Origin of the sequence: Pseudomonas sp. 67(2021), assembly GCF_017491835.1 — a bacterium.
In the GTDB taxonomy this organism is placed as follows: Bacteria; Pseudomonadota; Gammaproteobacteria; order Pseudomonadales; family Pseudomonadaceae; genus Aquipseudomonas; species Aquipseudomonas atacamensis.
The window spans coordinates 134649-154977 of record NZ_JAFGYL010000010.1; the positions used below are offsets into that span (position 1 = coordinate 134649).

General features: G+C 60.9%; 18 protein-coding genes. All 18 read left to right on the forward strand.

What is annotated here, in order from left to right; all coding sequences use genetic code 11:
- Positions 1 to 55 precede the first annotated feature (55 nt).
- Positions 56 to 1180, forward strand: coding sequence for a tRNA 2-thiouridine(34) synthase MnmA (mnmA, locus tag J5M66_RS14770; RefSeq protein WP_207808122.1), 1125 nt, complete (start codon positions 56 to 58; stop codon positions 1178 to 1180).
- Complete coding sequence (gene hflD / locus J5M66_RS14775; protein ID WP_039763308.1) at positions 1177 to 1800, forward strand: high frequency lysogenization protein HflD; 624 nt, start codon at positions 1177 to 1179, stop codon at positions 1798 to 1800. The genes mnmA and hflD overlap by 4 nt, the downstream gene beginning before the upstream one ends.
- A 126-nt stretch (positions 1801 to 1926) precedes the next feature.
- Positions 1927 to 3297 (forward strand): adenylosuccinate lyase, encoded by a 1371-nt coding sequence (gene purB, locus J5M66_RS14780; RefSeq protein WP_003223822.1) that lies wholly within the window; start codon positions 1927 to 1929, stop codon positions 3295 to 3297.
- An 86-nt stretch (positions 3298 to 3383) separates the two neighbouring features.
- On the forward strand, positions 3384 to 4553 hold the full coding sequence (locus J5M66_RS14785; RefSeq protein ID WP_016775274.1) for a cupin domain-containing protein: 1170 nt from the start codon (positions 3384 to 3386) through the stop codon (positions 4551 to 4553).
- On the forward strand, positions 4546 to 4971 hold the full coding sequence (locus J5M66_RS14790) for a GNAT family N-acetyltransferase (protein ID WP_016775275.1): 426 nt from the start codon (positions 4546 to 4548) through the stop codon (positions 4969 to 4971). The genes J5M66_RS14785 and J5M66_RS14790 overlap by 8 nt, the downstream gene beginning before the upstream one ends.
- Before the next feature lie 233 nt (positions 4972 to 5204).
- On the forward strand, positions 5205 to 5966 hold the full coding sequence (locus J5M66_RS14795) for a secretin N-terminal domain-containing protein (RefSeq protein ID WP_123442124.1): 762 nt from the start codon (positions 5205 to 5207) through the stop codon (positions 5964 to 5966).
- A gap of 475 nt (positions 5967 to 6441) precedes the next feature.
- The gene (gene aceA / locus J5M66_RS14800; protein ID WP_016775277.1) at positions 6442 to 7767 is read left to right on the forward strand and encodes an isocitrate lyase; all 1326 of its coding nucleotides are present in this window, start codon (positions 6442 to 6444) and stop codon (positions 7765 to 7767) included.
- 646 nt (positions 7768 to 8413) lie between these two features.
- Entirely contained in the window at positions 8414 to 8827 is a 414-nt protein-coding gene (locus J5M66_RS14805) for an NADH-quinone oxidoreductase subunit A (protein ID WP_003223812.1), read from the forward strand.
- 10 nt (positions 8828 to 8837) lie between these two features.
- Positions 8838 to 9512, forward strand: coding sequence for an NADH-quinone oxidoreductase subunit B (locus J5M66_RS14810; protein ID WP_016775278.1), 675 nt, complete (start codon positions 8838 to 8840; stop codon positions 9510 to 9512).
- A gap of 69 nt (positions 9513 to 9581) precedes the next feature.
- Positions 9582 to 11366 carry an NADH-quinone oxidoreductase subunit C/D gene (gene nuoC / locus J5M66_RS14815; protein ID WP_207808121.1) on the forward strand — a complete coding sequence of 595 codons (1785 nt, stop codon included), beginning with the start codon at positions 9582 to 9584 and terminating at the stop codon, positions 11364 to 11366.
- Positions 11367 to 11368: 2 nt separating this feature from the next.
- Complete coding sequence (gene nuoE / locus J5M66_RS14820) at positions 11369 to 11866, forward strand: NADH-quinone oxidoreductase subunit NuoE (RefSeq protein WP_003223804.1); 498 nt, start codon at positions 11369 to 11371, stop codon at positions 11864 to 11866.
- Positions 11863 to 13218 (forward strand): NADH-quinone oxidoreductase subunit NuoF, encoded by a 1356-nt coding sequence (gene nuoF, locus J5M66_RS14825; protein WP_207808120.1) that lies wholly within the window; start codon positions 11863 to 11865, stop codon positions 13216 to 13218. The genes nuoE and nuoF overlap by 4 nt, the downstream gene beginning before the upstream one ends.
- Positions 13219 to 13354: 136 nt before the next feature.
- Positions 13355 to 16069 carry an NADH-quinone oxidoreductase subunit NuoG gene (nuoG, locus tag J5M66_RS14830; protein WP_122612131.1) on the forward strand — a complete coding sequence of 905 codons (2715 nt, stop codon included), beginning with the start codon at positions 13355 to 13357 and terminating at the stop codon, positions 16067 to 16069.
- Positions 16066 to 17073 carry an NADH-quinone oxidoreductase subunit NuoH gene (nuoH, locus tag J5M66_RS14835; RefSeq protein WP_016775282.1) on the forward strand — a complete coding sequence of 336 codons (1008 nt, stop codon included), beginning with the start codon at positions 16066 to 16068 and terminating at the stop codon, positions 17071 to 17073. Before nuoG ends, nuoH begins: the two co-directional genes overlap by 4 nt.
- A gap of 11 nt (positions 17074 to 17084) precedes the next feature.
- Entirely contained in the window at positions 17085 to 17633 is a 549-nt protein-coding gene (gene nuoI / locus J5M66_RS14840; protein ID WP_016775283.1) for an NADH-quinone oxidoreductase subunit NuoI, read from the forward strand.
- Between the two features lie 9 nt (positions 17634 to 17642).
- Positions 17643 to 18143: an NADH-quinone oxidoreductase subunit J gene (gene nuoJ / locus J5M66_RS14845; protein WP_007951462.1), complete on the forward strand. Its 501-nt coding sequence runs from the start codon at positions 17643 to 17645 to the stop codon at positions 18141 to 18143.
- A 3-nt stretch (positions 18144 to 18146) separates the two neighbouring features.
- A complete protein-coding gene (gene nuoK, locus J5M66_RS14850) occupies positions 18147 to 18455 on the forward strand; it encodes an NADH-quinone oxidoreductase subunit NuoK (RefSeq protein WP_003180046.1) in 309 nt (102 codons plus the stop codon).
- A complete protein-coding gene (nuoL, locus tag J5M66_RS14855) occupies positions 18452 to 20305 on the forward strand; it encodes an NADH-quinone oxidoreductase subunit L (protein ID WP_024013419.1) in 1854 nt (617 codons plus the stop codon). The genes nuoK and nuoL overlap by 4 nt, the downstream gene beginning before the upstream one ends.
- Positions 20306 to 20329: the final 24 nt, after the last annotated feature.

Genomic DNA, 20329 nt, shown 5'->3' on the forward strand with positions numbered 1-20329 from the left:
GCGGCCGTGAGCCTGATAGAATCGCGCCCTTTTCCAAGACACTCATTGAATCCCTATGCGTGATCCAGCCCCTTCTGACACATCCAAGAAGCGCGTCATTGTCGGCATGTCCGGCGGCGTGGACTCTTCCGTTTCTGCCCTTCTGCTGATCGAGCAGGGTTATGAAGTGGAAGGCCTGTTCATGAAGAACTGGGAAGAAGACGACGGAACGGAATACTGCACCGCCATGGACGACCTGGCGGATGCTCAGGCTGTCTGCGAAAAGATCGGCATCAAGCTGCACACCGCCAACTTTGCCGCCGAGTACTGGGACAACGTGTTCGAGCACTTCCTCGCCGAATACAAGGCGGGGCGCACGCCGAACCCGGACATCCTGTGCAACCGCGAGATCAAGTTCAAAGCGTTTCTCGACTACGCGATGATGCTCGGCGCCGACCTGATCGCCACCGGTCACTACGTGCGCCGCCGCGACATCGATGGCCGCACCGAACTGCTCAAGGGCCTCGATCCGAACAAGGATCAGAGCTACTTCCTGCACGCCGTTGGTGGCGAACAGATCGCCAAGACCCTGTTCCCGGTCGGCGAGCTGCAAAAGCCTGAAGTCCGCGCGATTGCCGAGAAATACGAACTGGCCACCGCCAAGAAGAAGGATTCCACCGGGATCTGCTTCATCGGCGAGCGCCGTTTCAGCGATTTCCTCAAGCAATACCTGCCGGCACAACCGGGCGAGATCAAGACCACCGAAGGCGAAGTCATCGGCCGTCACCACGGCTTGATGTACCACACCATCGGCCAGCGCCAGGGCCTCGGCATCGGCGGCCTGAAGGATGCCGGCGATGAGCCGTGGTACGTGCTGCGCAAGGATCTGCAGACCAACGAGCTGATCGTCGGCCAGGGCAACAACCATCCATGGCTGTTCTCCAGCGCCCTGCTCGCTTCGGAAATCTACTGGGTCAATCCGATCGATCTGAGCCAGCCGCTGCGCCTGACGGCGAAAGTGCGCTATCGCCAGAGCGATCAGGCCTGCACCCTGGAAAAAACCGCCAGCGGCTATCGCGCCGTGTTCGACGAACCGCAACGCGCGGTGACGCCGGGCCAGTCGGTCGTTTTCTATGACGGTGAAATCTGCCTCGGCGGCGGCGTGATCGAAGTGGCCGAGCCGTGGAGCGGCCAGGCATGAGCCCGACTCAGGAACAACTGACAGCGCTGGGCGGTGTGTTTCTCGCCGCCGTGCTGGTCGATCGCATCGCCAAGACTGGCCAGACCAACGAGGCCGGCCTGAGTTGCATGCTCGGCAGCCTGTTGGTACGGGATCCGAAAGATACGCTGGACGTGTACGGTGGCGACGACATCAATCTGCGCGAGGGTTATCGCGCATTGATCGGCGCTTTGGAGCGCGATCCAAGCACTTTGCAGCGCGAGCCATTGCGCTACGCCCTGTCGATGCTCGGACTGGAGCGACAGCTGGCCAAGCGTGACGACATGCTTGAGACGATTGCCAAACGCCTGCCGCAGATTCAGTCGCAGGTGGAGCATTTTGGCCCTGCGCACGAAAACGTCGTCGCCGCTTGCGGTGCGTTGTATCAGGACACGTTAAGCACCCTGCGCCAGCGCATTCAGGTGCACGGCGATATGCGCAACCTGCAGCAGCCGAGCAACGCCTCGAAAATCCGCGCCCTGCTCCTCGCGGGTATCCGCTCGGCGCGCCTGTGGCGTCAGCTCGGTGGTCATCGCTGGCAGTTGGTAATCAGCCGCCGCAAGCTGCTCAAAGAGCTTTATCCGTTGATGCGCAGCGAGTAAACGCCGCGTCACGAAGGCTTTGTAGTCTGTAACGCGTAATACGCCGGTCAGTTGGCGACGGACCGGCGGATTTTTTCATGTATGATACGCGCCCCATTTCGTTGCCCGACTGTCCGAGAACACCCCATGCAGCTCTCTTCGCTCACTGCGGTTTCCCCTGTTGACGGCCGCTACGCCGGCAAAACCCAGGCCCTGCGCCCGATTTTCAGCGAGTACGGCCTGATCCGTGCCCGCGTTCTGGTTGAAGTGCGCTGGCTCCAGCGCCTGGCCGCCCACGCTGGCATCCCTGAAGTGCCAGCCTTCTCCGCCGAGGCCAACGCCGTTCTCAACGAACTGGCTGAAAACTTCTCGCTGGAGCACGCCGAGCGCGTCAAAGAGATCGAGCGCACCACCAACCACGACGTCAAAGCGATCGAATACCTGCTCAAAGAGCAGGCGGCCAAGCTGCCGGAGCTGGCCAAGGTCAGCGAATTCATCCACTTTGCCTGCACCAGCGAAGACATCAACAACCTGTCCCACGCCCTGATGCTGCGCGAAGGCCGTGACGACGTGATGCTGCCGCTGATGCGCCAGACCGCCAACGCCATCCGCGAACTGGCCATCCGTTTCGCCGACGTGCCGATGCTGTCGCGCACCCACGGTCAGCCGGCTTCGCCGACCACTCTGGGTAAAGAGCTGGCCAACGTGGTTTACCGTCTCGAGCGTCAGATCGCTCAGGTCGCTGCCGTGCCGCTGCTGGGCAAGATCAACGGCGCCGTCGGCAACTACAACGCGCACCTGTCGGCCTACCCGCAGATCGACTGGGAAGCCAATGCCCGCGCCTTCATCGAAGACGAGCTGGGTCTGGGCTTCAACCCGTACACCACGCAGATCGAACCGCACGACTACATCGCCGAGCTGTTCGACGCCATTGCGCGCTTCAACACCATCCTGATCGACTTCGACCGCGACATCTGGGGCTACATTTCCCTGGGTTATTTCAAGCAGCGCACCATCGCTGGCGAAATCGGCTCCTCGACCATGCCGCACAAGGTCAACCCGATCGACTTCGAAAACTCCGAAGGCAACCTGGGTATCGCCAACGCACTGTTCCAGCACCTGGCGAGCAAGCTACCGATTTCCCGCTGGCAGCGCGACCTGACCGACTCCACCGTCCTGCGCAACCTCGGTGTCGGCTTCGCCCACAGCGTGATCGCATACGAAGCCAGCCTCAAAGGCATCAGCAAACTCGAGCTCAACGAGCAGAAGATTGCCGCTGACCTCGACGCTTGCTGGGAAGTATTGGCCGAGCCGATCCAGACCGTGATGCGTCGCTACAACATCGAAAACCCGTACGAAAAGCTGAAAGAACTGACCCGTGGCAAGGGCATCAGCCCTGAAGCGCTGCAGACTTTCATCGATGGCCTGGACATGCCAGCCGAAGCCAAAGCCGAGCTCAAGCAACTGACTCCGGCCAACTACATCGGCAACGCTGTGGCACAAGCCAAACGCATCTGATCGACCGTTTGCCCCGTTTGAGACGCCCGGCCGCGCCGGGCGTTTTTATTCCCGTCTGAAAAGTGCTTTTTTTCAATAGGTTACATATGAATTCCGATATTCCTCTTCAACTTCTGGGCGGCCTCACAGCACGCGAATTCCTGCGTGACTACTGGCAGAAAAAACCGCTGCTGATCCGTCAGGCGATTCCTGACTTCGAAAGCCCGATCGACGCCGACGAACTGGCCGGCCTGGCCCTGGAAGAAGAAGTCGAATCGCGCCTGGTCATCGAGCACGGCGAGCGCCCATGGGAACTGCGTCGCGGCCCGTTTGCCGAAGACGAGTTCAGCAAATTGCCAGAAAAAGAGTGGACGCTGCTGGTGCAGGCGGTTGACCAGTTCGTGCCGGAAGTCAGCGAACTGCTGGAAAACTTCCGCTTCCTGCCGAGCTGGCGCGTCGACGACGTGATGATCAGCTTTGCCGCACCGGGTGGCAGCGTCGGCCCGCATTTCGACAATTACGATGTTTTCCTGCTACAGGGCCACGGCAAGCGCAACTGGAAAATCGGCCAGATGTGCGATTCCGAGAGCCCGCTGCTGCAACACGCCGACCTGCGCATCCTCGCTGAATTCCACGAAACCGAAGAATGGGTGCTGGAACCGGGCGACATGCTCTACCTGCCGCCGCGCCTGGCCCATTGCGGTGTCGCGGTCGACAACTGCATGACCTACTCGGTCGGCTTCCGCGCGCCAAGCGCCGCTGAAGTGCTGACCCACTTCACCGACTTCCTCAGCCAGTTCCTGACCGACGAAGAGCGCTACACCGATGCCGACGCCAAGCCGGCGGTCGATCCGCACCAGATTCAACACGATGCGCTGGATCGCCTGAAAAGCCTGCTCGCCGAGCACATGAGCGATGAGCGTCTGCTGCTGACCTGGTTCGGCCAGTACATGACCGAGCCGCGCTACCCCGAATTGGTGGTCGGCCCGGAAGACGTCGAAGAAGAAGACTTCCTCGCCGCCCTGCAGGATGGCGCCGTGCTGATCCGCAACCCGAGCGCGCGCCTGGCCTGGTCGGAAGTCGACGACGATCTCCTGCTGTTCGCCAGTGGCCAGAGCCGCTACCTGCCGGGCAAGCTGCGCGAACTGCTGAAGCTGATCTGCGCCGCTGACGCCCTGCACGCCGATAACCTCGGCGAGTGGCTGAGCGACGAAGACGGCCGCAGCCTGCTCTGCGAACTGGTCAAGCAAGGAAGCCTGGGGTTCGCCGATGAATAAAATTCGCGTTCGTGTCGCAGACTGGCAGAAGGATATCGCCGAGATCCGGCGCATTCGTGAAACGGTGTTCATCGCCGAACAATCGGTGCCACCCGAGCTTGAGTGGGACGCCGATGACGCGACCGCCGTGCATTTTCTGGCGTTCGAAGGCGACTTCCCGATCGGCACGGCGCGGCTGTTGCCCGACGGGCACATCGGCCGCGTTTCAGTACTCAAAGACTGGCGCGGAATGAAGGTCGGTGATGCGCTGATGCAAGCGGTCATCGCCGAAGCTGAAGCGCGCGGGCTGAAACAGCAGAAGCTCAGCGCTCAGGTGCAGGCCACGGCGTTCTACGAGCGCCTGGGTTTCAGCCTGGTCAGCGAGGAATTCCTCGAAGCCGGGATTCCGCATGTCGACATGGTTCGGCATTCGGCCTGAGCCCCGCCCTGATCGTTCCCACGCTCTGCGTGGGAATGCTTCTCGGGACGCTCCGCGTCCCTTGCGGCATGTGACGCAGAGCGTCACTGGCTGCATTCCCACGCAGAGCGTGGGAACGATCACGCCCCGCCATCCACCGATGCCGGGGCGTTTTGCTGTCTACGATTCAACTTGCCCCACCCCGGGCCGACAAACTGGCAATATCAAGCCTTTCGAACGCGGAGATAACGGACATGTCCCTACGCACCCTGCTCACCACCCTGCTGCTCGGCTGCAGTTTTTCGGTGCTGGCAGCCACAGAAATCGTCCCCCTCAAATACCACACCAGCGCTGACATGTTGCCAGTGGCGCAGGATTTCATCGGCCAGGACGGTCAGGTCAGCGCTTACGGCAATCAGCTGATCGTCAAGGCCGAGCCGGGCAAGATTCAGGAGTTGAAGGATCTGCTGGCGCAACTCGATACCGCGCCGAAGCGCTTGCTGATCACCGTCGACACCAACGAAAACAATGGCCGCGGCGACGAAGGTTATGCGGTCAATGGCGCCCAGCCGAGCCAGACCCGGATCATCAGCCGCAGCACCACCAGCCGCAACGGCGGCGTTCAGCAAGTGCAGACCAGCGAAGGCACTCCGGCGCTGATCCAGGTCGGCCAGAGCGTGCCGATCACCAACACCCAGAGCGATTCCTACGGCGGTTACAGCAGCGAGACCCAATACCGCAACGTCACCCAGGGTTTCTACGTCACCGCCAGCGTCACCGGCGATACCGTTCATCTGGCGATCAGTACCAACCGTGACCGCATGAGCCAGGAACGTCCCGATGTAGTGAACGTGCAAAGCACCGACACAACCGTCACCGGGCGCCTCGGTGAATGGATCACTCTGGCAGGCGTCAATAGCCAGACTCAGGCCGATAAACAGGGCCTGACCCGCAGCTACTCGACTCAAGGCCGGGATGACATGACCTTGCGGGTGAAAGTCGACACGCTGGACTAAAGCACCGAAAACTGACTGATTAGTCGTATTATACGAAAGATGTAGTGCTTGGAAAAAAGCACTACAAAACGTTTGACGCGAAAAAAAAGCGAAGGCATGATGGCCTCGCTCCCGCTAATCAGAGGCCCTGGCAAGGGCCTTCGAAGCGCCGCTCGCACCTACCCCGCGAGCCGTTTCGTGTCTGTACCGCCCACAAGGTGTGTTTGACGAGGTTGCCGACTGGAACGAAGTTGTCCCGAGGGACGGAAGCGTATTTAGGTAACCCGGCTTCACGCTGTTGTCCGTATAAAGGCCCACGACGCCCGCATGCGCCCCGCAGTCCGCCACTACCTGCTCACTTCCCCTCGAGCCCATCGTTCATCCCGTCGCCTACCCCGCCGAATCCGACTTGACCACCTAAGCTTCTGGTCAGCGAGCGCAGGAATTTTCCACCGCAGAACAACTTTTCATAAAAGACGCGACGAGGTTTATCTCCATGGCACTGACACGCGAACAGCAAATTGCAGCCCTCGAAAAAGACTGGGCCGAGAACCCGCGCTGGAAAGGCGTGACTCGCACTTACTCCGCTGCCGACGTGGTCCGCCTGCGTGGCTCGGTTCAGCCAGAGCACACCTTCGCGAAGATGGGCGCCGAGAAGCTGTGGAACCTGGTCACCCAGGGTGCCAAGCCGTCCTTCCGTCCAGAGAAAGATTTCGTCAACTGCATGGGCGCCCTGACCGGCGGCCAGGCTGTTCAGCAGGTCAAGGCCGGTATCCAGGCGATCTACCTGTCCGGCTGGCAGGTGGCTGCGGACAACAACTCCGCAGAATCGATGTACCCGGACCAGTCGCTGTACCCGGTTGACTCGGTACCGACCGTGGTCAAGCGCATCAACAACTCGTTCCGTCGTGCTGACCAGATCCAGTGGAAAGCCGGCAAGAACCCGGGCGACGACGGCTACATCGACTACTTCGCGCCAATCGTGGCCGACGCTGAAGCCGGTTTCGGCGGTGTACTCAACGCCTACGAGCTGATGAAAAGCATGATCGAAGCCGGCGCCGCTGGCGTTCACTTCGAAGACCAACTGGCCTCGGTGAAGAAATGCGGCCACATGGGCGGCAAGGTTCTGGTGCCAACCCAGGAAGCCGTGCAGAAGCTGACCGCTGCCCGTCTGGCAGCTGACGTTGCCGGCACGCCGACCATCATTCTGGCCCGCACCGACGCCAACGCGGCTGACCTGCTGACCTCCGATTGCGACCCGTACGATCAGCCATTCGTGACCGGCGAGCGTACTCAGGAAGGTTTCTACAAGGTACGTGCCGGCCTGGATCAAGCGATCGCCCGTGGCCTGGCTTACGCGCCGTACGCGGACCTGATCTGGTGCGAAACCGCCAAGCCGGATCTGGAAGAAGCCCGTCGCTTCGCTGAAGCGATCAAAAAGGAATACCCGGACCAGCTGCTGTCGTACAACTGCTCGCCTTCCTTCAACTGGAAGAAGAACCTGGACGACGCGACCATCGCCAAGTTCCAGCGCGAACTGTCCGCCATGGGCTACAAGCATCAGTTCATCACCCTGGCCGGCATTCACAACATGTGGCACAGCATGTTCAACCTGGCGCACGACTACGCCCGCAACGACATGACTGCCTACGTGAAGCTGCAAGAGCAGGAATTCGCTGACGCCGCCAAGGGCTACACCTTTGTTGCGCACCAGCAGGAAGTGGGCACTGGCTACTTCGACGACATGACCACCGTGATCCAGGGCGGCTCGTCCTCGGTGACCGCGCTGACCGGTTCGACCGAAGAAGAACAGTTCCACTGATTCGGCTACACCTGAGCAAACGGCCTTTGCGGGTCGGATAAAAAGCTAACCGCAGAGCCGCAAAACTGACGCCCCGACTGGATCGGGGCGTTTTTTTGCCTGTTGGAATCTCAAAGACACTACAAATCCCCTGTGGGAGCGAGCCTGCTCGCGAAGGCGATAAGTCAGCTTGCACATCTGGAGGCTGATCCACCGCTTTCGCGAGCAGGCTCGCTCCCACAGGGCTACCGTCAGCCGCGAGACGAAACATTGATATGAAGCGCTACAAGCGTCAGAAATTTCCGTTAAAACGGTAGGCTTCGCTACTTGCAGTAACGCGCAAGTAAGACAACTTCCCAGCCACTCACTCGTTAAACAGTTACAAAACCACGCCAAACGATATTAATTATCATTTAGCCGCAACTATGTTCGTTACAAACTCTACAAAACATAATTGATGGAAACCCGGCTAATGCCCGCAACGCATGGGCCGCAGCGCTTTCAGGAGGCGCTATGTCCTTAATCCGGTAAATAATTTCGCCTTTGGAATTTTACTTGCCGGGTGTTTAGCCATAAAATCAGCCCGATTGATTGCTGCGACATATCGTCACTGCCTTATTTCTTTATCAAGCTCAGAGACCTTTGCTCTCTGTTAAGGATTACCAGCATGCCCGAAGCGACAGGACTCATGGCCCACAACTGGGGCTTTGCCATTTTCCTTCTGGGTGTCGTCGGCCTGTGTGCCTTCATGCTTGGCGTCTCCAGCCTCCTCGGGTCAAAAGCCTGGGGTCGCAGCAAAAACGAACCGTTCGAGTCGGGCATGCTACCTACCGGTGGCGCCCGCTTGCGGCTCTCAGCCAAATTCTATCTGGTCGCGATGCTCTTCGTGATCTTCGATATCGAAGCCCTCTTTCTCTTTGCATGGTCTGTGTCCGTCCGCGAAAGCGGCTGGACCGGATTCGTCGAAGCTCTCGTTTTCATAGCAATTCTGTTGGCAGGTCTTGTCTACCTGTTCCGAGTGGGCGCCCTTGACTGGGCTCCGGAAGCTCGTCGCAAGCGGCAGGCGAAGCTGAAACAATGAGGCTTTGGCAATGCAATACAATCTCACCAGGATCGACCCCGATGCTCCTAACGAGCAGTATCCGATTGGCCAGCGGGAAACCGTTGCCGATCCGTTAGAAGATCAAGTCCACAAAAACATTTTCATGGGCAAGCTGGAAGACGTGCTGAGTGGCGCGGTCAACTGGGGACGTAAGAACTCCCTGTGGCCGTACAACTTCGGCCTGTCGTGCTGCTACGTGGAAATGACCACCGCCTTCACGGCGCCCCACGACATCGCGCGCTTTGGCGCCGAAGTGATCCGGGCCTCGCCGCGTCAGGCCGACTTCATGGTTATCGCCGGTACCTGCTTCATCAAGATGGCGCCGATCATCCAGCGTCTCTACGAGCAAATGCTCGAACCGAAATGGGTTATCTCCATGGGTTCGTGCGCCAACTCCGGCGGCATGTACGACATCTACTCCGTGGTTCAAGGGGTGGACAAGTTCCTGCCCGTGGACGTCTACGTACCTGGCTGCCCGCCCCGTCCGGAAGCATTTCTGCAAGGCTTGATGCTGTTGCAGGAATCGATTGGACAGGAGCGTCGTCCGCTTTCCTGGGTCGTTGGTGATCAAGGCGTGTATCGCGCCGACATGCCATCGCAGAAGGAACAGCGCCGCGAACAGCGAATCGCAGTCACCAATCTGCGCAGCCCTGACGAAGTCTGATCCAGTTCTGTTCCAAGTAACGAGAAGCTGGCTTCATTCTTTACGTTGACCGAAAGCGAAAAAATAACCATGACTACAGGCAGTGCTCTGTACATCCCGCCTTACAAGGCAGACGACCAGGATCTGGTCGTCGAACTGAACAACCGTTTTGGCGCCGAAGCGTTCACCGCGCAGGCAACCCGCACCGGCATGCCGGTGCTGTGGGTGGCCCGTGCCAAACTGGTTGAAGTCCTGACTTTCCTGCGCAACCTGCCCAAGCCGTACGTCATGCTCTATGACCTGCACGGCGTGGACGAGCGTCTGCGCACCAAGCGTCAAGGGCTGCCGACCGGCGCCGATTTCACTGTGTTCTATCACCTCATGTCGCTGGAGCGTAATAGTGACGTGATGATCAAGGTGGCCTTGTCCGAAGGCGACCTCAGCATGCCTTCCGTTACCAGCATCTGGCCGAACGCCAACTGGTACGAGCGCGAAGTCTGGGACATGTTCGGCATCGACTTCAAAGGCCACCCGCACCTGTCGCGCATCATGATGCCGCCGACCTGGGAAGGTCACCCGCTGCGCAAGGACTTCCCGGCGCGCGCCACCGAATTCGACCCATACAGCCTCAACCTCGCCAAGCAGCAGCTGGAGGAAGAAGCCGCGCGTTTCCGTCCGGAAGACTGGGGCATGAAGCGTTCCGGTGCCAACGAGGACTACATGTTCCTCAACCTCGGCCCGAACCACCCTTCGGCGCACGGTGCGTTCCGCATCATCCTGCAGCTGGACGGCGAAGAGATCGTCGACTGCGTCCCGGACATCGGTTACCACCACCGTGGCGCCGAGAAGATGGGCGAGCGCCAGTCCTGGCACAGCTACATTCCGTACACCGACCGCATCGACTACCTCGGCGGCGTGATGAACAACCTGCCGTACGTGCTCTCGGTCGAGAAGCTGGCCGGCATCAAGGTGCCGCAGAAAGTCGACGTCATCCGCATCATGATGGCCGAGTTCTTCCGGATCACCAGTCACCTGCTGTTCCTGGGTACCTATATCCAGGACGTCGGCGCCATGACCCCGGTGTTCTTCACCTTCACCGACCGCCAGAAGGCGTACACGGTGATCGAGGCGATTACCGGTTTCCGTCTGCACCCGGCCTGGTACCGCATCGGCGGCGTCGCCCACGACCTGCCGCGCGGCTGGGAAAAACTGGTCAAGGATTTTGTCGAGTGGATGCCCAAGCGTCTGGACGAATACACCAAGGCCGCCCTGCAGAACAGCATCCTCAAGGGTCGTACCATCGGCGTTGCCGCCTACAACACCAAAGAGGCCCTGGAATGGGGCGTCACCGGTGCCGGCCTGCGTTCGACCGGTTGCGATTTCGACCTGCGCAAAGCGCGTCCGTACTCGGGCTACGAGAACTTCGAATTCGAAGTGCCGCTCGCCGTCAACGGCGATGCGTACGACCGCTGCATGGTTCGCGTCGAAGAGATGCGCCAGAGCATCAAGATCATCGATCAATGCATGCGCAACATGCCGGAAGGCCCGTACAAGGCGGATCACCCGCTGACCACGCCGCCGCCGAAAGAGCGCACGCTGCAGCACATCGAAACCCTGATCACGCACTTCCTGCAGGTTTCGTGGGGCCCGGTCATGCCGGCCAACGAATCCTTCCAGATGATCGAAGCGACCAAGGGCATCAACAGTTATTACCTGACGAGCGACGGCGGCACCATGAGCTACCGTACCCGGATCCGTACTCCGAGCTTCCCGCATCTGCAGCAGATCCCTTCGGTGATCAAAGGCAGCATGGTCGCGGACTTGATTGCGTACCTGGGTAGTATCGACTTCGTTATGGCCGACGTGGACCGCTAAGCATGAACAGCACGCTTATCCAGACAGACCGTTTCACCTTGAGTGAAACCGAGCGCTCGGCCATCGAGCACGAGCTGCATCACTACGAAGACCCGCGCGCAGCGTCGATCGAAGCCCTGAAGATCGTTCAGAAGGAACGTGGCTGGGTGCCGGACGGCGCCCTTTACGCGATCGGCGAAATCCTCGGCATCCCGGCCAGCGACGTTGAAGGCGTGGCGACGTTCTACAGCCAGATCTTCCGTCAACCGGTCGGCCGTCACATCATTCGCGTCTGCGACAGCATGGTCTGCTACATCGGCGGCCACGAGTCGGTGGTCAGCGAAATCCAGAACAATCTGGGCATCGGCCTGGGTCAGACCACCGCCGATGGTCGTTTCACCCTGCTGCCTGTCTGCTGCCTCGGCAACTGCGACAAGGCACCGGCGCTGATGATCGACGACGACACCTTTGGCGACGTGCAGCCTGCTGGCGTGGCCAAACTGCTCGAGGGCTACGTATGACCCTGACATCTTTTGGTCCAGCCAACCGCATCCAGCGCTCGGCCGAGACTCACCCGCTGACCTGGCGTCTGCGCGATGACGGCGAAGCCGTGTGGCTCGACGAATACCAGGCCAAGAACGGTTACGCCGCTGCACGCAAAGCCTTCGCCGACATGGATCAGGACGCTATCGTCCAGACCGTCAAAGACGCTGGCCTCAAGGGTCGCGGCGGCGCCGGCTTCCCCACTGGCGTGAAGTGGGGCCTGATGCCCAAGGACGAATCCATCAACATCCGCTACCTGCTGTGCAACGCGGATGAAATGGAGCCGAACACCTGGAAAGACCGCATGCTGATGGAGCAACTGCCCCATCTGCTGATCGAAGGCATGTTGATCAGTGCCCGCGCGCTGAAAACCTACCGTGGCTACATCTTCCTGCGCGGCGAATACACCACCGCCGCCACGCACCTCAACCGTGCCGTGGAAGAAGCCAAGGCGGCCGGCCTGCTGGGCAAGAACATTCTCGGTTCGGGTTTCGATTTCGAGCTGTTCGTCCACACCGGCGCCGGGCGTTACATCTGCGGTGAAGAAACCGCACTGATCAACTCCCTCGAAGGCCGCCGCGCCAACCCGCGCTCCAAGCCGCCCTTCCCTGCCGCCGTCGGCGTGTGGGGCAAGCCGACCTGCGTGAACAACGTCGAAACCCTGTGCAACGTGCCGGCGATCATTGCCGACGGCGTTGACTGGTACAAATCGTTGGCCCGCGAAGGTTCCGAAGACATGGGCACCAAGCTCATGGGTTTCTCCGGCAAGGTCAAGAACCCGGGCCTGTGGGAACTGCCGTTCGGCGTCACCGGTCGTGAACTGTTCGAAGACTACGCCGGCGGCATGCGCGACGGCTTCAAGCTCAAGGCCTGGCAGCCAGGCGGCGCCGGTACCGGTTTCCTCCTGCCCGAGCACCTCGACGCACAAATGTATGCCGGCGGCATCGCCAAGGTCGGCACCCGGATGGGTACCGGTCTGGCGATGGCGGTGGATGACAGCGTCAACATGGTCTCGCTGCTGCGCAACATGGAGCAGTTCTTCGCACGCGAATCCTGCGGTTTCTGCACCCCGTGCCGCGATGGTCTGCCATGGAGCGTCAAGCTCCTGATGGCCATCGAACAGGGCAAGGGCCAGCCGGGCGACATCGAGACCCTGCTGGGTCTGGTCGGCTTCCTCGGCCCGGGCAAGACCTTCTGTGCTCACGCACCGGGTGCCGTGGAGCCGCTGGGCAGCGCCATCAAATACTTCCGTCCAGAGTTCGAAGCCGGTATCGCGCCTGTCAGCGCCGCCGTCCCGCCTCTGGCAAGGCCGATCGTAGTCGGCGCGTAAACGCTTAAAAAGGCGAAGGGTCCGTGCCCTTCGCCTTTCGTCCGATGACGCCCTTCGGGGCTGTTTGGATTCGGACGCATAACAAGATTCCATTAGCCACGCCCGCTGACACCGGGCCAACGAAGACCTTTGAACCATGGCCACTATCCACGTAGACGGCAAAGCGCTCGAAGTCGACGGGGCAGACAACCTGTTACAGGCATGTCTGTCGCTGGGCCTCGACATTCCATATTTCTGCTGGCACCCCGCGCTTGGTAGCGTCGGGGCCTGCCGCCAGTGCGCGGTCAAGCAGTACACCGACGAGAACGACACCCGTGGTCGCATCGTCATGTCCTGCATGACCCCGGCCACCGACAACACCTGGATCTCCATCGACGATGAAGAATCCAAGGCGTTCCGCGCCAGCGTTGTCGAATGGCTGATGACCAACCACCCGCACGACTGCCCGGTGTGCGAGGAAGGCGGTCACTGCCACCTGCAAGACATGACAGTGATGACCGGCCACAACGAGCGCCGTTATCGCTTCAGCAAACGCACCCACCAGAACCAGCAACTGGGCCCGTTCATTTCCCACGAAATGAACCGCTGCATCGCTTGCTACCGCTGCGTGCGTTTCTATAAGGACTACGCCGGCGGCACCGACCTCGGTGTATTCGGCGCCCACGACAACGTGTACTTCGGTCGCGTTGAAGACGGCACCCTCGAAAGCGAGTTCTCCGGCAACCTCACCGAGGTCTGCCCGACCGGTGTGTTCACCGACAAGACTCACTCCGAGCGCTACAACCGCAAGTGGGACATGCAGTTCGCACCAAGCATCTGCCACGGCTGCTCGAGCGGTTGCAACATCTCCCCGGGCGAGCGTTACGGTGAACTGCGTCGCATCGAAAACCGTTTCAACGGTTCGGTGAACCAGTACTTCCTCTGCGACCGTGGCCGTTTCGGTTATGGCTACGTCAACCGCACCGACCGTCCACGTCAGCCGCTGCTGGCCGATGGCACCAAGCTCGGCCTCGACGCTGCGCTGGACAAAGCCGCTGACCTGCTGCGCGGGCGCAACATCGTCGGCATCGGTTCGCCGCGTGCCAGCCTCGAAAGCAACTACGCGTTGCGCGAACTGGTTGGTGCCGAGCACTTCTATTCGGGTATCGAAGCCTCCGAGCTGGAGCGCATCCGTCTGGTCCTGCAGGTGCTGAACGACAGCCCGCTGCCAGTGCCGAATATGCGCGACATCGAAGACCACGACGCGATTTTCGTCCTCGGCGAAGACCTGACCCAGACCGCCGCGCGTATGGCGCTGGCTCTGCGTCAGTCGGTCAAGGGCAAGGCTGAAGACATGGCCGAAGCCATGCGCGTCCAGCCTTGGCTCGATGCGGCAGTGAAGAACATCGGCCAGCACGCGCTGAACCCGCTGTTCATCGCCAGCCTCGCCGAAACCAAGCTCGACGACGTTGCCGAAGAGTGCGTACACGCCGCTCCCGACGATCTGGCGCGCATCGGTTTCGCCGTGGCTCACGCGCTGGATGCCAGCGCTCCGGCCGTTGAAGGTCTGGACACCGAAGCCCTGGAACTGGCGCAGCGCATCGCCGATGCCCTGCTCGCCGCCAAGCGTCCGCTGATCATCGCCGGTACTTCGCTGGGCTCCAAAGCCTTGATCGAAGCCGCCGCGAACATCGCCAAGGCCCTGAAGCTGCGCGAGAAGAACGGTTCGATCAGCCTGATCGTGCCGGAGGCCAACAGCCTCGGTCTGGCCATGCTCGGTGGCGAGTCGGTCGACGCCGCGCTGCAAGCGGTCATCGATGGCAAGGCCGACGCTATCGTCGTGCTGGAAAACGATCTGTACACCCGCACTGCCAACGCCAAGGTCGATGCTGCATTGAACGCCGCGAAAGTGGTGATCGTTGCCGACCATCAGAAAACCGCCACCACCGATCGCGCGCACCTGGTTCTGCCAGCGGCGAGCTTCGCCGAGGGCGACGGTACGCTGGTCAGCCAGGAAGGCCGCGCCCAGCGCTTCTTCCAGGTTTTCGATCCGCAATACCTGGACGCGAGCATTCTGGTGCACGAAGGCTGGCGCTGGCTGCACGCCCTGCGCGCGACCCTGCTGAACCAGCCGATCGACTGGACGCAACTCGACCACGTCACCGCTGCCGTTGCCTCGAGCACCGCGCAACTGGCGCGCATCGTCGATGCTGCACCGTCGGCGGCTTTCCGCATCAAGGGTCTGAAACTGGCCCGTGAGCCGCTGCGTTATTCCGGTCGCACCGCCATGCGCGCCGACATCAGCGTTCACGAACCACGCACCCCGCAAGACCAGGACACCGCGTTCGCCTTCTCCATGGAAGGTTACTCGGGCTCCGCCGAACCGCGTCAGCAGGTGCCATTCGCATGGTCGCCGGGCTGGAACTCGCCACAAGCGTGGAACAAGTTCCAGGACGAAGTCGGTGGTCATCTGCGTGCTGGCGACCCGGGCACGCGCCTGATCGAAAGCACCGGTGATTCGCTGAACTGGTTCGCCGCTGCGCCGCGTGCGTTCAACCCGGCGCCGGGTACCTGGCAAGCCGTGCCGTTCTTCCACCTGTTCGGCAGCGAAGAAAACTCTTCGAAAGCCGCCCCGGTACAGGAACGCATCCCGGCACCTTACGTCGCGCTGGCGAAATCCGAAGCGGATCGCCTCGGCGTCAACGACGGTGCCCTGCTGAGCCTGAACGTGGCCGGTCAGACATTGCGTCTGCCGCTGCGCATCAATGAAGAACTGGGCGCCGGTCTGGTGGCATTGCCTGCGGGCATCGCCGGCATTCCACCGGCATTCGCCGGCGTGTCCGTCGACGGTCTGCAGGAGGCAGCGCAATGACCTGGTTCACCCCTGAAGTGATCGATGTGATCCTGACGGTCATCAAAGCCATCGTGATCCTGCTGGCCGTGGTGGTCGCAGGCGCCTTGCTCAGCTTTGTCGAACGTCGCCTGCTGGGCTGGTGGCAGGACCGTTACGGTCCGAACCGCGTTGGCCCGTTCGGCATGTTCCAGATCGCCGCCGACATGCTGAAGATGTTCTTCAAGGAAGACTGGACGCCGCCGTTTGCCGACAAGGTGATCTTCACCCTGGCGCCGGTGGTGGCCATGTCCGCCCTGCTGATCGCCTTCGCGATCATCCCGATCACCCCGACCTGGGGCGTGGCGGATCTGAACATCGGCCTGCTGTTCTTCTTCGCCATGGCCGGTCTGTCGGTCTACGCGGTGCTCTTCGCCGGCTGGTCGAGCAACAACAAGTTCGCCCTGCTCGGCAGCTTGCGTGCCTCGGCGCAGACCGTGTCCTACGAAGTGTTCATGGGCCTGGCCCTGATGGGCATCGTGGTCCAGGTCGGCTCGTTCAACATGCGCGACATCGTCGAGTACCAGGCGCAGAACCTGTGGTTCATCATTCCGCAGTTCTTCGGTTTCTGTACCTTCTTCATCGCTGGCGTCGCCGTGACTCACCGTCACCCGTTCGACCAGCCGGAAGCGGAACAGGAACTGGCCGACGGTTACCACATTGAATACGCCGGTATGAAATGGGGCATGTTCTTCGTCGGTGAATACATCGGCATCATCCTGATCTCGGCGCTGCTGGTCACCCTGTTCTTCGGTGGCTGGCACGGTCCGTTCGGCATCCTGCCGCAACTGTCCTTCGTCTGGTTCGCACTGAAGACCGCGTTCTTCATCATGCTGTTCATCCTGCTGCGCGCTTCCATCCCGCGTCCGCGTTATGACCAGGTGATGGATTTCAGCTGGAAATTCTGCCTGCCACTGACCCTGATCAATTTGCTGGTGACCGCTGCGGTTGTGTTGATGAACACGCCTGCGGTTGCGGTTCAGTGAGGATTTGACCCATGTTCAAATATATTGGCGACATCGTTAAGGGTACCGGTACCCAGTTGCGCAGCCTGGTCATGGTCTTCGGCCATGGCTTTCGCAAGCGCGACACCCTGCAATACCCCGAGGAGCAGGTCTACCTGCCGCCGCGTTACCGTGGCCGCATCGTCCTGACCCGCGACCCCGATGGCGAAGAACGCTGCGTAGCCTGCAACCTGTGCGCCGTGGCCTGCCCGGTGGGTTGCATCTCGCTGCAGAAAGCTGAAACCGAAGACGGTCGCTGGTACCCGGACTTCTTCCGGATCAACTTTTCGCGCTGCATTTTCTGCGGTCTCTGCGAGGAAGCCTGCCCGACCACCGCGATCCAGCTGACCCCGGATTTCGAGATGGCCGAGTTCAAACGTCAGGACCTGGTGTACGAGAAAGAAGATCTTTTGATCTCCGGCCCCGGCAAAAACCCTGATTACAACTTCTATCGTGTTGCAGGTATGGCAATCGCTGGCAAGCCGAAAGGCGCTGCGCAGAACGAAGCCGAACCGATCAACGTGAAGAGCTTGCTGCCTTAAGGAAGAACGATGGAATTCGCTTTCTATTTCGCATCGGGTATTGCTGTGGTGTCCACGCTGCGTGTGGTCACCAACACCAACCCCGTGCACGCCCTGCTCTACCTGATCATCTCGTTGATCGCCGTGGCCATGACCTTCTTCGCCCTCGGCGCGCCGTTCGCCGGTGTGCTGGAAGTGATCGCCTACGCCGGCGCCATCATGGTGCTGTTCGTGTTCGTGGTGATGATGCTCAACCTCGGTCCCGCCTCGGTGCAACAGGAACGCACCTGGCTCAAACCCGGCATCTGGGCAGGACCGGTGATTCTTGCCGCGCTGCTGCTGGCCGAACTGCTGTATGTGCTGTTCGCTCACCAGAGCGGCCAGGCCATCGGCCACACCACCGTAGACGCGAAAGCCGTGGGCATCAGCCTGTTCGGCCCGTACCTGCTGGTGGTCGAACTCGCCTCGATGCTGCTGCTTGCCGCAGCCGTCACGGCGTTCCATTTGGGCCGTAACGAGGCGAAGGAGTAAGACATGCCTGCTATCCCTCTCGAACATGGACTGGCCGTCGCCGGCATCCTGTTCTGCCTTGGTCTGGTCGGCCTGATGGTCCGCCGCAACATTTTGTTCGTGTTGATGAGTCTGGAAGTGATGATGAACGCCTCTGCCCTGGCCTTCATCGTCGCGGGCGCCCGCTGGGCGCAGCCGGATGGACAGATCATGTTCATCCTGGTGATCAGCCTTGCAGCGGCCGAGGCCAGTATTGGCCTGGCGATCCTGCTGCAACTGTATCGCCGCTTCCACACGCTCGATATCGACGCTGCCAGTGAGATGCGCGGATGAACCTACTCTTTCTGACTTTCGTATTCCCTCTGATCGGGTTCCTGTTGCTGTCGTTCTCGCGCGGCCGCTTCTCGGAAAACCTCTCGGCGCTGATCGGTGTCGGTTCGATCGGCCTGTCGGCCATCGTCACCGCTTACGTGATCTGGCAATTCAACGTCGCACCGCCGGAGGGTGGCGTGTACACCCAGGTGCTGTGGCGCTGGATGTCGGTGGAAGGTTTCCAGCCGAACTTCGCGCTGTACCTGGATGGCCTGTCGGTGACCATGCTCGGCGTGGTCGTCGGCGTCGGCTTCCTGATCCACCTGTTCGCGTCCTGGTACATGCGTGGCGAAGACGGTTACTCGCGCTTCTTCTCGTACACCAACCTGTTCATCGCCAGCATGCTGTTCCTGATCCTCGGCGATAACCTGCTGTTCATCTACTTCGGTTGGGAAGGCGTGGGCCTGTGCTCGTACCTGTTGATCGGTTTCTACTACAGCAACCGCAACAACGGTAACGCGGCACTCAAGGCGTTCATCGTCACCCGCATCGGCGACGTGTTCATGGCCATCGGCCTGTTCATCCTGTTCCAGCAACTGGGCACGCTGAACGTCCAGGAACTGCTGGTACGTGCGCCGGAGCACTTCAAGGTCGGCGACTTCTGGATCGTTCTGGCAACCCTGATGCTGCTCGGTGGTGCTGTCGGTAAATCGGCGCAACTGCCGCTGCAAACCTGGCTCGCGGATGCGATGGCCGGCCCTACCCCGGTTTCGGCACTGATCCACGCCGCGACCATGGTCACCGCCGGTGTCTACCTGATCGCCCGTACCCATGGTCTGTTTGCCTTGGCGCCGGACATCCTGCACCTCGTCGGCATCGTCGGTGGCGTGACCCTGGTACTGGCCGGTTTCGCCGCGCTGGTGCAGACCGACATCAAACGTATCCTCGCCTACTCGACCATGAGCCAGATCGGCTACATGTTCCTGGCGCTGGGCGTTGGTGCCTGGGAAGGCGCGATCTTCCACCTGATGACCCACGCCTTCTTCAAGGCCCTGCTGTTCCTTGCTTCCGGTGCGGTGATCGTTGCCTGCCACCACGAGCAGAACATCTTCAAGATGGGCGGGCTGTGGAAGAAACTGCCACTGGCCTACGCCAGCTTCATCGTCGGTGGTGCCGCGCTGGCCGCTCTGCCACTGGTTACCGCAGGCTTCTACTCCAAGGACGAAATCCTCTGGGAAGCGTTCGCCAGCGGCAACCAGGGTCTGCTCTACGCAGGTCTGGTCGGTGCGTTCATGACGTCGCTGTACACCTTCCGCCTGATCTTCATCGCGTTCCACGGTGAAGCCAAGACCGAAGCCCACGCCGGCCACGGCATTGCTCACTGGCTGCCATTGTCGGTGCTGATCGTGCTGTCGACTTTCGTCGGCGCGATGATCGTGCCGCCGCTGCACGGCGTACTGCCGCAAAGCGTCGGGCATGCCGGTGGCGAAGCCAAGCACAGTCTGGAAATCGCCTCGGGCGCCATCGCCCTGGCCGGTATCCTGCTGGCAGCGCTGCTGTTCCTTGGCAAGCGTCGCTTCGTCACGGCGATCGCCAACAGCGGCATCGGCCGTTTCCTTTCGGCCTGGTGGTTCGCTGCCTGGGGCTTCGACTGGATCTACGACAAACTGTTCGTCAAGCCGTACCTTGCGATCAGCCATGTACTGCGCAAAGACCCGCTCGACCAGACCATCGGTCTGATCCCGCGTATGGCCAAGGGTGGTCACACTGCCCTGAGCCGCACCGAGACCGGTCAACTGCGTTGGTACGCCGCCTCGATGGCTGCTGGTGCCGTGCTGGTGATAGGCGCCATCGTGCTGGTAGCGGTCTGATATGAACCTTGCGAATTTGCGAAA